This is a genomic window from Aeromicrobium terrae, assembly GCF_008039565.1.
Classification (GTDB): domain Bacteria; phylum Actinomycetota; class Actinomycetes; order Propionibacteriales; family Nocardioidaceae; genus Aeromicrobium; species Aeromicrobium terrae.
On sequence record NZ_VDUX01000003.1, the window covers coordinates 385,995 to 398,358 of the forward strand.

Below are 12,364 nucleotides of genomic sequence, written 5' to 3' on the forward strand. Positions count from 1 at the left end.
GGTCATCCTGCCCGACGCTTCCTCTTGAGCCCGCCGGCTTCCAGCAGGTGCCGCAATCGATGGCGGTAGCCGCCGACGATGTCGAGGTCCAGAACGACTTGGTCACCTGCGTCGAGCGTGGTGCAGCCAGCCTTCCGGAGCCGTTTCGCGCTTGCCGCGTCGATCGTCAGGGGACCGTGCACCACGAGGTTGCGAATGACGGCCACCTCGACGACGCCAGCCAAACCGCCTTCGACGTCGTCCCAGCTGGAGGTATTCGACTCGAGCAGCCTGGCTCCCCATTCCTCGATCCCGTGCACCTTTCGCGAGTCGAGTCCCAGCCGTTCCAGGGCAGCCGCCTCGGCCATCGAGTACGACAGCACCAGAGCGGCTGATGCGAGCGTGCTCTGGTCCTCGAGTGCGGCGGCGTGATCGGTGATCTTGATCTTGAACTTCCCACCGACCGACGACTTGATCCTCGTCTCGGCGCGGTTCGTCACGTCCAAGTGCTCCCACAAGGCATGTTCCCGCTCGATCGCGACCCGCATGCTGAGGAGCGAGACCGTGAGTGCACCCCACCGGTCCCACAGCGCCTTCTTGTCGGCATCGCTCATCTCCGAAATCTAGAGCCGTTCGAGCTCACCAGACGGATCACCCGTGACAAGCGGCGCCAGATGGGTACGGGATCAATGACCACGACAAACGGATGTGAGGAAGTCATGTTCAAGAAGTCCATGCTGCTGATCGCCGGCGCCGCCGGCTACGTGCTCGGCGCCCGTGCGGGCCGCGAGCGGTACGACCAGATCAAGGAGCACGCCGACCGCCTCGTGAACAACCCGACCGTGCAGAAGGCGGCATCCGACGCCAAGGACGTCGTGGCCGAGAAGGCCCCGGTCGTCAAGGAGAAGGTCGCCGACGCGACGTCGTCGGAACACTCCGCGGACTCCCCCGACGTCGGCCCGGCCGACCTGCCCGGCACCGCGACCAATCCGGCCCACGCGAATGTCTGACCAGCAGACCGCCGACGCCTCGCTCGGCGAGCTGATCAGCCGGCTGAGCGAGCAGAGCAGCCGGCTGATCCGCGACGAGCTCGCCCTCGCGAAGACCGAGCTCCAGAAGAGCGCGAAGCACGCCGGCGTCGGCGCCGGGCTGTTCGGCGGCTCCGGGTTCATCGCCATGCTGGGCGTCATCACGCTCGTCGGCTCGGCCGTCGCGGCGCTGTCGCTGGTCGTCGACGTCTGGCTCGCGACCCTGGTCGTCGCGGTCGCGCTGTTCGCGATCGCAGGCATCGTCGCGCTGGCCGGCAAGAAGCAGGTGGGCGAGGTCGGTCCGCCCGAGCAGGCGATCGAGAACGTCAGGAAGGACCTCGCCGAGGTGAAGGAGCACCGCTCATGACGCACGCAGCCACCACCGACGAGCTCGTCGACGACATCGAGCGCACCCGCGAGCAGCTTGGCGAGACCATCGACGCGCTCAGCGCAAAGCTCGACGCCAAGGCCGCCGCACGGCGCCACTGGCCGGAGCTCGCCGTGGCCGGCGCGACCCTCCTGGGTCTCGTAATCGTCTGGAAGAGGATGGGATGACGACGGAGAAGCAGAACGCCAGCAAGCCCGCCAAGGTGCTCTACCGCCCCGTCGGGCTGGCGACGTCGGTCGCCGCGGGCATGATCGCGAGCTCGATCGTGAGCAAGGTCTGGCAGAAGACCCTCGGCGACGAGGGCGACGACCCGCCGCAGGCGCTGGAGAGCGAGTATCCGTTCAAGGAGATCCTCGCCGCCGCGTTGATCCAGGGCGCGGTCTTCGCCGTGGTCAAGGCCGCCACCGATCGTGCCGGCGCTCGCGCCTTCGAGCGCGTTACTGGCGAATGGCCGGGCAGCTAGGCCCTACCCGCGTTCCCTGCCCGGCAGGGGCGCGCCGGCGAGGAACGCCTCGTACGCCTCGCGTGCGTCCTCGTCGACCGTCGTGTTCCGCGGTCCGTAACGCGTGTCGGTCCGATCGCGCTTGGGCCCGGACAGCCAGAACTCGTCGCCGGTCTCGTGGTCGTAGAAGTTGCTGTCGAAGCCGGCGAACTTGTGGAGCACGCGTCCGTGGACGCGAGCGGTCTTCCAGCTCCGGTTGAACTCGACCCAGCCGATGAACGACGGCCCCGCGTCGGTGTCGTAGCCCGTCTTCTGCTGGACGAACATGATGCGGCGTGCCATGTCAGTCAGCGCTCGGACGGCCGGAACACGCCCAGCATCCGGTCGACCTTGCCGCCGGCGTCGGCGTACGACGCCTGCTCGAGGGTCCAGCCCTCGGCCTCGACGGCCTCCACCATCGCGCTGATGTGCTTGAGCTCGCCCGAGACCGATCCACCGGACAGACCCCCGGACTTGAACACGGCCACGAAGACGGACTGACCGTTCACCTTCGCCGCGCGCGCGTCGCTCGCCACCATCCCGACCTTGGTGTCCTTGATGATCCCCACGCGGTCCTCCTCGTCGCGTGCATCGTCTCACCGAACGAGGCCGGTCCTGCCGGCTTTGGACAGATCGAGGCTGCTCAGACGTTGAAAGGAACGATCAAGCGGGGCTTCGATGGTCGTTGATAATCTCCGAATGGCGCCGGAAAACACGCACTTTGACATGCGGAGACAACGATCTCCCGACTGGTGGACGTCCTCGGCAAGCTTCGGTCTCGACTGGACTTGTTGCGGACTATTTGCGGACTGCAGAGTCGAGTACGTCGGCATCTCGCCGAATGCGTCAGCCAGCCGCGATCGATGTCGATCAACGGCCGCTAACGGTTCGCGCAAGTCAGCTGCATGATGCCACCAACGTCCGTCAGAGGTGCTCGATGGTGACGTCATCCCAGCGCTCGGCGAGGTACTCAGCCACAAGTCTGCGGTGACAGTGGTGTGCGGTAGCCTCGCTGCACAGCAGCACGGAGTTGTCCAAGAGTGCGGGGGACATCCTGTCCTCGATCTGCCGCTCAGCGATCAGGTCCAGGAACCACCGCTCGTAGTCCATCCATCTCGCGCCATGCTTCTTGTAGTCGTCGAGCATGTCCTTGGTTGGCGCTAGCTGGATCTCGTGGTGGTACGCCATTTCACAGATCTCGTCGAGGAAGTACGACAGGTCGTCCCGCTTGGCGAACCCGGACAACTGCGAGACGTTGTTCAGACGCACATCAACGAGACGCTCGGCGCCGGACTTCCGGAGCAGGCCGAAGAAGCTGCTGGCCGGCTTCTTCGTGAACCCGATCGTATAGATCTTCATCCCTGCTGGACCTCGCCGAGCGCCAAATCCTTATCGACGTACGCGATTCTCTGCTCCTGCCGTGCCAGAGCTTCGTCGAGCAATTCCTCATGTGTATGGAAGAGATCGTCTTGATCAAGCCCAAACCCGGACATGAGTCGAAGCATCGCGTCGTTGTGGCCTTCAAGTCGCCCGTCACCATGAATGTGCGCAACGGACGCTCCACGGTCGGCAAGCACACGCGAGACCAAGACCGTTCGATGACAGTCCAGCGGTTCCTGCTCGGCGCACAGCACCGCGATGCGTTCCGTGGCAGCGCCCTTCAGGAGGCGCTCGATCCCTTCACCGAAGGGCACCGTCTGAGCGAGTCGCTCGTACTGGACCTGCCCGTTGACATAGCACGAGCGGTCGTCGGAGCGAGCCCCCAACTCTTGGCCGAGGAACACGTACTTGATTCCGTGGTCTGCAAGCGAGCGCTTGAGTACGGGACGGTTGAACTGCGGAGTAAATCGGCTGGCAGGAACCGACCGAACGTCCGCCACAGCCGTGACACCGTGCCGAGTCAGAAGCGCAAGGAAGTGCTCGATCGCATGGGTGGAGTGCCCCACGGTTAGCAGGGATGCGTTCACGAGCTGCCTCCATTCGGCTCGATCACAGCAGCGACCAACTTCGACGAGTAAAGCTGCTCACTGCCGGGCTTTGACCAAGGCTCACCGAGGCTGATCGTTAAGTACGCACTCGGGACAAGGAACTCTCCGTCTTCACCAGTGAGATATCGATCCTCATAGACCGGATCCGTCACCTTGAAACGGTAACTCACCCCGCGGTGGGCGAACGTCGCTCGTAGTTCCTGTTTTTCGCTCCATCGGTTCGTTTGAGCGCTGAGTACGAGCTCCTGGGGACTAAGCAACAAGATCGAGTCGGCGAATTCGTCCAACTCTGATTCGGCTACCAAGTCGTTCAGGCCCAGGAGAGTCTCTTCATCATTCGTCCAAAGCGTATCCGGATCGCTGACCAGTTGATCGAGGTCGTCGTAGCTGAAGGTCCCAGCCCTTCGTCTAGGACGATCGGCATCCACTAGCCAGTTCTCGCTGTGACAGTTCATGGGCACATGACGTGCAACCACGAAATCAACCACATCAAGGGGCAGCGGCTCCGACCCGTCGGGCAATCGTCGTTCCCAAGGCTTCAGTCCGGCGCCGTACACGTCACCAACCGGACGAACCCACCCAACGTGTGCGCCGGCGATTTCGATGCCAGCGACACAGCGACCAGGCGGCTTACGTGAGTTCGCCAGAATCACAATCCGCTTGGCCTCGGTCATCGGTGTCCTTCCCGGGACGGCGAAAACTGGTCCGCCTCCAAGCCTAGAACAACGCGCCGACAACTCGGCTTGACAAGCCGAAGTCAGGACTCGGCGTTCAGCTCCACGACTTGCGCCACTTCTACGCGTCGGGCCTCATCGCGGCCGGCTGCGATGGCGTGACCGTCCAGCGCTCCCTCGGCCACGCCAAGTCGACTCTTAACACTTACGCCGACCTCTGGCCGACGGCTGAAGACCGCACGCGCCAGGCGCTCAGTCGATCATGGACGCTTCGCAGGATCACCAGACTGGGCATTGACCACTGTTCATGATTCTGGAATCATGAACCAAATGGCAACAATTGCGGATCGCGAGCGTGCCTGCTCAAAGAGCCTGTTCGGCAACGCTCACATGCTCGCGGTAGCGATCTCGATCGCCGACCTGGAGGGCGACGTGTTCATACCTTCCGACGTGCGTTCTCGTACGTCCCTGGCGGCCAGCAGCATCCACCGGCTCCTCGAGAAGTTGGTCGAAGTGCGGATCTTGGAGCGAATTCCCCGTGATCGCGGTGAGCACAATCAGCACTATCGGGTCATGTCGCACCCCTTCTGGAGTGCTGCAGAGCGCATCCGGAAGGATGCGATAGAGCAATGAGCCGCCTCTTCGCCTGTCGGGGAGGCGGACCTGAGCCCACGGAGAGGCAGACGTTGCGAATCGCTCACCTTGACGCGTCGGATGCGGGGACCTCAAGCGCGCGTGGCGATGTCCAATTGGTAATGGAATTCACGCTCGGCGTCGATCATGCGGTCTTGGTCGATCGCCTTAGACGCGGTTCAGGGCCGATCACCAACCTGGAAGTGTTGAATCTTCTGATCCAGCTGCCAGCGGGACGGCCGTGTTGGGTCGACTGGTCGAAGTACGAGTTGCAGCTACTGCGCCCTCACTTCGGGTCGGCTCTAGAGCTCAACCAAAGACGAGGAAATCACTACCTCGTGACTCGCTGGTTGGAACCAGCGGTTGAAGTGCAGGCAGTCCTCATCTCTGGAGCCCGATGGGACAGAGCAATCGCGGCTGCATCAAAGTACGCGCCGTATTGCCAGCGGCGAGTATCAGTGGATGAACTTCCCGGCGATGAACACCTGTTCTGGTGGGAAGCTCGGCTTCTAGGCGTTGGCGTCGTTACGTCGTCCGGAGCCGAACTCTTGGAAGCCGCGCCATTCGCCCCGGAACGTTACTCAGGTGCGTCGTGGAAATTTGCTGAGCAGATGCTCGCAAGCACTGACCTTGCGTCGAGCTAGGCCCCGTCGACACTCATCCAGATCTGCAGCTCGTCGGGGACCGGCACCTTCACCCCTGTCTGGCCACTCAGAAGGTCGTGCGCAATCTGTGCCTGACGGAGCCGCGAAACCCACCACGAGTCGACGCCAGACGGATCATCTTGAGCAGCGGCATGGAGCTCTTGCACGACTGCGGCGTTGTGCAGGTGGGCTGCGAGGCGGTCCGTCGGTGATCCGCTGAACTTGTCAATGTCGCGGCCTTTACAGACGGCGCAGTCACACTTCCACGGAGTGGAACTAGCGAACCACTTCTCCTGCATCACGTTCGTTCGCCCGAATCGGAGAAGGCTCGGGATGAGAACGTGGGGAAACTTTTCTTGGGGTCGCTGTGCCCTGCCGTTCTTGTTTGGCTCGTTGACTCGGCGAAGGCTCGGGAGTTGTCCGATAGCGGCTGCCGCCGCTCCGCGAGCCATTGCGCCGAAGCCGGCGAGGTCAGTCCTCCACGCTACGGCGTCCTCAACCTCGCCGAAGAACCTCCGGTACCCCTCAATGCGATGACGGCTCGTAAGCGGGTTAGTCTGTGAACCCAACGTCAGAGCCACAGGGTGGTGGATGCGCTTCGCGACGGCAATGACCGTCGCGACGTGCTCTGGAGCCATGAATTGCGGTGCGAGCGCCATGAGAACGAGCACGTCCTCACGCTCGATGCCATTGGCGGCCGCAAGCAGACCCTTTAGCGAGCGGATATCCCCAGCGGCGATGAACTTGCTGGGTGTTACGGCAACCGACGCACCGCTGCCGCGCTGACCGTCAAGCAGATCGTCGATGGTCTGGTCAAACAGACCATCCTGCGGGCCCAAGTCGAACGGGGCCTCCGGCGTAGCAACGGTTCCGTGCGAGGTCGGATCGACCAGGAGCGTCATATCGCTGTGAGCCAGGCGGAGCTGTCGAACGATCTTTCCGGCGTCAGCCCCCGAGACGACAAGCCCACTGGTATCGACGGATACGAGCGGTGCCGTGCGGAGCGCGTCATTGCCCGAGACAACGAGTACACGCTGAGCGAGCGCGGCGCGCGCTGTCTGCGGGAAGGAACTGGGGGCGACAGTGCCGGCCGGTAGCGCGGCACCAGTCCGATCGACCCCATCGACGATTTCAGTAGACATCGGCACTCCCTACATAAGCGTCGCGGAGCTCCTCGGTGGTCATCATGGCGTCGCGGGCGATCGACTCGATGGACTCTCCACTTGCAATTCGCGTACTGATCGCTGCAGCGACGGCGTGGGGGGACTCCTGCGTGATTTCAACCGGCTCGCTCTTGCGGTAACCGGCCGTAGAGATGTCAATGTTGACCTGCTTGTATCGAAAATCCGAGATCGCACCCAGGTCGCGGGCGCGGCGCAGCAGAGCAGCCATAGACACGCGCCATTTCAATTTGAGTTCGGCCAGGCGAGCCAGCGAAACGTTGTTCAGGTCATGTCTGATGTCGTCAGCAGGCATAAGGAACTCGCTGGCGAACTGATCGGCCTCGGCTTCCTGACGATTGCTGGGCACCTTGTGCATTACTGCGTGACCCAACTCGTGCGCCAGCGTGAATCGGAGCCGGTCACCGGGCGCGTGGTCGCCGATCAGTACGAGCGGCGCCCGACCATCCGGCCAACTGATAAGAGCATCAATCAAATTCGAGCCGAGGTCACGACGCACGACGACCACTCCGCAACTCTCTAGAAGTTGCACCATGTTCTTGACCGGCCCCGGCTCCAGACCCATGGTCCGGCGCAACTCCTGCGCACGTTCTTGCGGAGTTTCAAAGGCATCGTCCGGGAGCGGCTTGTGCGAAATGACCACTCGCGGCGCTTGGTCTTTGAAAAGTGCGGACGTCTGAACATGGGACAGCTCGATCATCGCGCGGAACTGATTGACCTTGGACACCGGAAGAGCTGACCTCTTCCGATGGAAGACATGGACCGGCTCACCAGCCGGCTGTGGAAATCGAAGTAGATCTGCCGGAACATCCAGTTCATGAGCGAGCGCGGATATCCGATCGTCATCGAGGTCGACCAGACCCCCTTCCGCCTTTGACAACACCGCCTGCGGGACCCCGGTCGCCGCCTCGAGCTCCTTCTGAGTCCGACCGCGGGCTGCACGCACGATGCCAAGCATCGTGGGTTCACTAACGGCGATCGCTGAGGAGTTCATGCCTCCACCGTATAGGTAGCGCCCGTCAATACCGACCTGCGATGTCAAAAAATATTCTGGCGAGTCGTTGGCAGCAGGCGCGAGTCCGGACTCACCCGTGTATCGGCTCTCGATTCTTGCGGACCAATTGCGACCGCCATGATTTTTCTCAGCACATTGACCTGCGCAAACGTCCTCATTCAGACATTGAAGCGGAACTCCACGACGTCGCCGTCGGCCATGACGTAGTCCTTGCCCTCCATGCGGACCTTGCCGGCGGCCTTCGCCGCGTTCATGGAGCCGGCCTCGACGAGGTCGTCGAAGGAGACGATCTCGGCCTTGATGAAGCCCTTCTGGAAGTCGGTGTGGATCACGCCGGCGGCCTCCGGGGCGGTGGCGCCCTTGCGGATGGTCCAGGCGCGCGACTCCTTGGGGCCGGCGGTCAGGTAGGTCTGCAGGCCGAGGGTGTCGAAGCCGACGCGCGCGAGGGCATCCAGGCCGGGCTCCTCGACACCCATGTCGGCGAGCATCTCGGCGCGCAGCTGCTCGGACTCCTCGTCGTCTCCCAGCTCGGCGAGCTCCGCCTCGCCCTTGGCGTCGAGGAAGATCGCCTCGGCCGGCGCGACGATCTCGCGCATCCGGTTCTTGAGGTCCTCGTCGGCGAGCTCGTCGGCGTCGCAGTTGAAGACGAACAGCTGCTTCTTGGCACTCAGCAGGTGCAGGTCGCGCAGGAGCGCGAGGTCGAGGCCGGCGCGGAACACGCCCGTGCCCTCGCCCAGCACCTCGGCGGCCTTCTGCGCCTCAGCGAACTGAGGCGCCAGCGACTTGTCGCGCTTGGACTCCTTCTCCAGCCGCGGCAGCGCGTTCTCGACGGTCTGCAGGTCGGCGAGGATCAGCTCGGTGGAGATGGTCTCGATGTCGCTGCTCGGGTCGACCTTGCCGTCGACGTGCGTGACGTCCTCGTCGCGGAACACTCGCGTGACCTGGCAGATCGCGTCGGACTCCCGGATGTGCGAGAGGAACGCGTTGCCCATGCCCTCGCCCTCGGACGCGCCGCGGACGATGCCGGCGATGTCGACGAACTGCACCGTCGCCGGGAGGATCCGGGCCGACCCGAAGATCTCCGCCAGCTTCGGCAGCCGGGCGTCGGGGACGCCGACCACGCCGACGTTCGGCTCGATCGTCGCGAACGGGTAGTTCGCCGCGAGGACGTCGTTGCGGGTGAGGGCGTTGAAGAGCGTCGACTTGCCCGCGTTGGGGAGACCGACGATGCCGATGGTGAGTGCCACGAGGGACTACCCTACGTGGCCGCGCTCACGGCCTATTTACCCCTGTGCTCAAGAGGAATAGCGTCGACAGGGGGCGACAGGAGGCGATCATGTTCATCCAGGTCATCCAGAGCCGCGCCAGCAAGCGTGCGGAGATCCGGCAGCTGTTCGCGGAGTGGGCCGCGCAGCCCCGGACGGAGCCCACCGGCTGGCTCGGCGGCACCTACGGCTTCACCGACGACGACCAGCTCTTCGCGGTCATCCGGTTCGAGTCGAAGGAGGCCGCGATGGCGAACTCGGCGCGGCCGGAGACCGACGCCATGGCGCAGAAGATGATGGAGCTGACGGACGGGCCGCCGACGTTCATCGACTGCGACGACGTCACCGAGTGGCTGGACGGCGGGTCGGACGACGCCGGCTTCGTGCAGATCATGAAGGGTCACACCGACGATCCCGAGAGCCTCAAGGCAGCCCGGCCCGACGACCGGATCCGCGAGGAGCGGCCGGAGATCATCGGTGGCACGCTCGCGATCGCCGATGACGGCACGTGGGTGCAGACCGTCGCCTTCACCAGCGAGGAGGCCGCGCGCGAGGGCGAGAAGAAGCCGCCGCCGCCGGAGGTCCAGGAAGCCATGGCGGCGTTCGGCGAGGTGGAGTTCTTCGACCTGCACGACCCCTGGTTCGAGTCACCCTAAGGAGTCGACCAGCCGGTCGACGACCGCGTCGACCTCACGCCGCGCGCGCTTGGACCCGTCGGTGCGCGCGAGGTAGAGCGCGGCCTCGTCGAGCGCGCCGATCAGCACGTGCGCCAGGGGCGTGACGGGCTGCTTCGGGACGGCGCCGGAGTCCATGGCGTGCTCGAGCATGCCCTGCACGAGCCCCAGCCCGTACTTCATCCCGACCTCGCGCCACCGCTCCCAGCCGAGCACCGACGGCGCCTCCACGAGGATGATCCGGTGCACGGCCGGCTCGCCGCACGCGTCGAGCCACGCCGCCGCCCCGCGCTTCATCAGCGTCAGCGCATCCGCCTCACCCGAGCCCGCCACCGCCGCCCCGACGCGCTCCACGACCTCGGCCTCGACTTGCTCGAACACCGCCGCGAACAGGTCGGTCTTGTCGTCGAACTGGTGGTACATCGCCCCGCGGGTGACCCCGGCCGCCGACGCGATGGCGTCCGCGCTGACCTTGCCGAAGCCGTGCTCGGCGAACAGCGGGCGGGCAGCGGCGAGCAGGGCCTCCCGCGTGGCGGCAGACCGCTGTGCTTGTGTCCTGGGGGCCTGAGTCCGACGATTGTTTTTCATACAGACTGTATGTATGTTGATGGGGTCACGAGCCCACCGTACCGTCCGAGGAGCGATTCATGGAGACCGTCGAGCTGCCGCAAGGCACGATCAAGTACCGCGTCACCGGCGGGGGTGCCGGGCCGCGGGCGGCGAACGGCACCGGACCGGCGGACTCCACGGCACCGCCCGTCGTCTTCGTCCACGGGTTCCTCGTCAACCACGAGCTGTGGGACGGCGTCGGCGACGCGTTGGCCGCCGAGGGCATCCGTACCTACTCCCCCGACCTGCCGCTCGGCTCGCACACCATCGCGCTGAAGCCCGAGGCCGACCGCTCACCGCGTGGCGTCGCCATACTGATCAACGACTTCCTCGCCGCGCTCGACCTCGACGACGTCACCCTCGTGGGCAACGACACCGGCGGCGCCATCTGCCAGTTCCTCCTCGACACCGACCACTCACGCATCGGCCGGCTCGTGCTGACCAACTGCGACGCGTTCGACCAGTTCCCGCCGGCACCGTTCGACGTCCTGCTCAAGCTGGGCCGGAGCCCGGCGATGCTGCGGATCATGGGCGACACGATGCGGCCGCGGTTCATGCGCCACTCCTACATCGGCTTCGGTGGCCTCGTCGGCAAGCCTCTCGACAAGGCGATGTCCCGTCGCTGGATCGAACCGGTCCTCAAGGACGCGGGCGTCCGGCGCGACACGTCGGCGTTCCTGCGCGAGGTGCGGCCGAGCGAGCTGCTCGACGTCTCGACGCGCCTCGGCTCGTTCGGCAAGCCGGTCCGTCTCGTGTGGGGAACCGCCGACCCGTTCTTCAAGATCTCGTTCGCTCAGAAGCTCCTCGACGCGTTCGGCCCCAACGCCGAGCTCGTCGAGGTGCCCGGCGCCAAGACCTTCCACGCGCTCGACGACCCGGCGCCCGTGGCCCGGGAGATCGCGGCGCTGTCGACGGTCAGCGGCTGAGGCGGAAGGCCCGCAGCTCCTGGTCGTACCACTCGGTGTGCAGGCCGAGGTCCGTCATGCCGAGCCGGCGACAGACCGCCTGCGAGCGGACGTTGTCCGGGTCCGTGACGGCGTACAGCTCCTCGAAGCCGGCCGCGAAGCCGCGCTCGACCAGGGCCGTCGCCGCCTCGCTGGCGTAGCCCCGACCCCAGACGTCGGGGTGCAGGTGCCAGCCGACCTCGATGTCCGCGCGGTCGACGCCCGTGCTCGGCGGGAGCGGGACGAGCATCAGCTGACCGCGGCACACGTCGGTGTCGTCGTCGACGACCGCCCAGATGCCGGTGGCCGGATGGTCCCCGGCCCGGGTCGGGAAGCGGCCGATCCGCTGGACGGCCTGGTCGCGCTCCGTCATCGGCTCGCCGGTGCCGCTCCAGCGAGCGACGTCGGGCCGCCGGAAGATGTCGAACAGCGCGTCGGCGTCGTCCTCGACGAACGGCCGCAGCGTGAGGCGTTCCGTCCTGATCACCGCGTCCATGCGGCGAGTGTGCCAGGTGCCAGACTCGACCCATGACCGTCATCAAGATCAACGCCATCACGGTGCCGGCCGGCTCCGGCGACGAGCTCGCGCACCGCTTCGCCGCCCGCGCGGGTGCCGTCGACCACGCCGACGGGTTCGAGGGCTTCGAGCTGCTCAAGCCCACCGACGACCGCGACCAGTGGCTGGTCATCACGCGGTGGCGGGACGAGGACGCCTTCCAGGCCTGGGTGAGCTCACCGTCGTTCGCCGACGGTCACCGCTCGGCGGTCGATCGCGCCGGCGGCGAGGCGCCGAAGCCGGTGTCGACGCACAGCGAGGTGTGGTCGTACGAGACGGCGGGCGGTTCCCAGCCCGCCTGACCT

The 12,364-nt window shown here is 65.3% G+C and carries 19 protein-coding genes; 8 read left to right on the forward strand and 11 right to left on the reverse strand.

The genetic code is table 11. From position 1 onward, the window contains the following. Nucleotides 1-2: 2 nt before the first annotated feature. On the reverse strand, nt 3-593 hold the full coding sequence (locus tag FHP06_RS08600; protein ID WP_147685780.1) for a hypothetical protein: 591 nt from the start codon (nt 591-593) through the stop codon (nt 3-5). Nucleotides 594-698: 105 nt separating this feature from the next. Between FHP06_RS08600 and FHP06_RS16005 the strand changes: the two genes are divergently transcribed. The 4 genes from FHP06_RS16005 to FHP06_RS08620 are packed head-to-tail and all read left to right on the forward strand — an operon-like array spanning nt 699 to nt 1,858. Further along, nucleotides 699-989 (forward strand): hypothetical protein, encoded by a 291-nt coding sequence (locus FHP06_RS16005; protein WP_187271853.1) that lies wholly within the window; start codon nt 699-701, stop codon nt 987-989. After that, nucleotides 982-1,374 carry a phage holin family protein gene (locus FHP06_RS08610; protein ID WP_147685781.1) on the forward strand — a complete coding sequence of 131 codons (393 nt, stop codon included), beginning with the start codon at nt 982-984 and terminating at the stop codon, nt 1,372-1,374. The genes FHP06_RS16005 and FHP06_RS08610 overlap by 8 nt, the downstream gene beginning before the upstream one ends. Further along, nucleotides 1,371-1,562 carry a DUF3618 domain-containing protein gene (locus tag FHP06_RS08615; RefSeq protein WP_147685783.1) on the forward strand — a complete coding sequence of 64 codons (192 nt, stop codon included), beginning with the start codon at nt 1,371-1,373 and terminating at the stop codon, nt 1,560-1,562. The genes FHP06_RS08610 and FHP06_RS08615 overlap by 4 nt, the downstream gene beginning before the upstream one ends. Continuing rightward, on the forward strand, nt 1,559-1,858 hold the full coding sequence (locus tag FHP06_RS08620) for a DUF4235 domain-containing protein (protein ID WP_147685785.1): 300 nt from the start codon (nt 1,559-1,561) through the stop codon (nt 1,856-1,858). The genes FHP06_RS08615 and FHP06_RS08620 overlap by 4 nt, the downstream gene beginning before the upstream one ends. A 3-nt stretch (nt 1,859-1,861) precedes the next feature. Here the strand turns inward: FHP06_RS08620 and FHP06_RS08625 are convergent, their stop codons facing one another. The 5 genes from FHP06_RS08625 to FHP06_RS08645 all read right to left on the reverse strand — a co-directional run bounded on the left by FHP06_RS08625 (nt 1,862) and on the right by FHP06_RS08645 (nt 4,538). Next, nucleotides 1,862-2,179: a hypothetical protein gene (locus tag FHP06_RS08625; protein WP_147685787.1), complete on the reverse strand. Its 318-nt coding sequence runs from the start codon at nt 2,177-2,179 to the stop codon at nt 1,862-1,864. A gap of 5 nt (nt 2,180-2,184) precedes the next feature. Then, entirely contained in the window at nt 2,185-2,445 is a 261-nt protein-coding gene (locus FHP06_RS08630) for a hypothetical protein (RefSeq protein ID WP_147685789.1), read from the reverse strand. Between the two features lie 355 nt (nt 2,446-2,800). Further along, on the reverse strand, nt 2,801-3,235 hold the full coding sequence (locus FHP06_RS08635; RefSeq protein WP_147685791.1) for a DUF488 domain-containing protein: 435 nt from the start codon (nt 3,233-3,235) through the stop codon (nt 2,801-2,803). Further along, nucleotides 3,232-3,843 (reverse strand): DUF488 domain-containing protein, encoded by a 612-nt coding sequence (locus FHP06_RS08640; protein ID WP_222706420.1) that lies wholly within the window; start codon nt 3,841-3,843, stop codon nt 3,232-3,234. Before FHP06_RS08640 ends, FHP06_RS08635 begins: the two co-directional genes overlap by 4 nt. Then, a complete protein-coding gene (locus tag FHP06_RS08645) occupies nt 3,840-4,538 on the reverse strand; it encodes a dual OB domain-containing protein (RefSeq protein WP_147685793.1) in 699 nt (232 codons plus the stop codon). Before FHP06_RS08645 ends, FHP06_RS08640 begins: the two co-directional genes overlap by 4 nt. Before the next feature lie 321 nt (nt 4,539-4,859). On the opposite strand from FHP06_RS08645, the gene FHP06_RS08655 reads away from it, so the two are divergent. Beyond that, complete coding sequence (locus FHP06_RS08655; RefSeq protein ID WP_147685794.1) at nt 4,860-5,171, forward strand: hypothetical protein; 312 nt, start codon at nt 4,860-4,862, stop codon at nt 5,169-5,171. Nucleotides 5,172-5,811: 640 nt separating this feature from the next. Here FHP06_RS08655 and FHP06_RS08660 read toward each other — a convergent pair. The 3 genes from FHP06_RS08660 to ychF all read right to left on the reverse strand — a co-directional run bounded on the left by FHP06_RS08660 (nt 5,812) and on the right by ychF (nt 9,258). After that, the gene (locus FHP06_RS08660; protein WP_147685796.1) at nt 5,812-6,957 is read right to left on the reverse strand and encodes a hypothetical protein; all 1,146 of its coding nucleotides are present in this window, start codon (nt 6,955-6,957) and stop codon (nt 5,812-5,814) included. Then, on the reverse strand, nt 6,947-7,990 hold the full coding sequence (locus FHP06_RS08665; RefSeq protein WP_147685798.1) for an ImmA/IrrE family metallo-endopeptidase: 1,044 nt from the start codon (nt 7,988-7,990) through the stop codon (nt 6,947-6,949). The genes FHP06_RS08660 and FHP06_RS08665 overlap by 11 nt, the downstream gene beginning before the upstream one ends. A 179-nt stretch (nt 7,991-8,169) precedes the next feature. Next, entirely contained in the window at nt 8,170-9,258 is a 1,089-nt protein-coding gene (gene ychF, locus FHP06_RS08670; protein ID WP_147685800.1) for a redox-regulated ATPase YchF, read from the reverse strand. A gap of 89 nt (nt 9,259-9,347) precedes the next feature. On the opposite strand from ychF, the gene FHP06_RS08675 reads away from it, so the two are divergent. Then, nucleotides 9,348-9,932, forward strand: a complete 585-nt coding sequence (locus FHP06_RS08675) for a hypothetical protein (protein WP_147685802.1) — start codon at nt 9,348-9,350, stop codon at nt 9,930-9,932. On the opposite strand, the gene FHP06_RS08680 is transcribed toward FHP06_RS08675, so the two are convergent. Continuing rightward, nucleotides 9,924-10,538: a TetR/AcrR family transcriptional regulator gene (locus FHP06_RS08680; RefSeq protein WP_147685804.1), complete on the reverse strand. Its 615-nt coding sequence runs from the start codon at nt 10,536-10,538 to the stop codon at nt 9,924-9,926. The two genes, FHP06_RS08675 and FHP06_RS08680, sit on opposite strands and share 9 nt — an antisense overlap. A 59-nt stretch (nt 10,539-10,597) precedes the next feature. Here FHP06_RS08680 and FHP06_RS08685 point away from each other — a divergent pair, with 59 nt between their 5' ends. Beyond that, on the forward strand, nt 10,598-11,485 hold the full coding sequence (locus tag FHP06_RS08685) for an alpha/beta fold hydrolase (protein WP_147685806.1): 888 nt from the start codon (nt 10,598-10,600) through the stop codon (nt 11,483-11,485). On the opposite strand, the gene FHP06_RS08690 is transcribed toward FHP06_RS08685, so the two are convergent. Beyond that, nucleotides 11,475-11,999 (reverse strand): GNAT family N-acetyltransferase, encoded by a 525-nt coding sequence (locus FHP06_RS08690; RefSeq protein WP_147685808.1) that lies wholly within the window; start codon nt 11,997-11,999, stop codon nt 11,475-11,477. The two genes, FHP06_RS08685 and FHP06_RS08690, sit on opposite strands and share 11 nt — an antisense overlap. 32 nt (nt 12,000-12,031) lie before the next feature. Between FHP06_RS08690 and FHP06_RS08695 the strand changes: the two genes are divergently transcribed. Further along, nucleotides 12,032-12,361 carry an antibiotic biosynthesis monooxygenase family protein gene (locus FHP06_RS08695; RefSeq protein WP_147685810.1) on the forward strand — a complete coding sequence of 110 codons (330 nt, stop codon included), beginning with the start codon at nt 12,032-12,034 and terminating at the stop codon, nt 12,359-12,361. Nucleotides 12,362-12,364 lie beyond the last annotated feature (3 nt).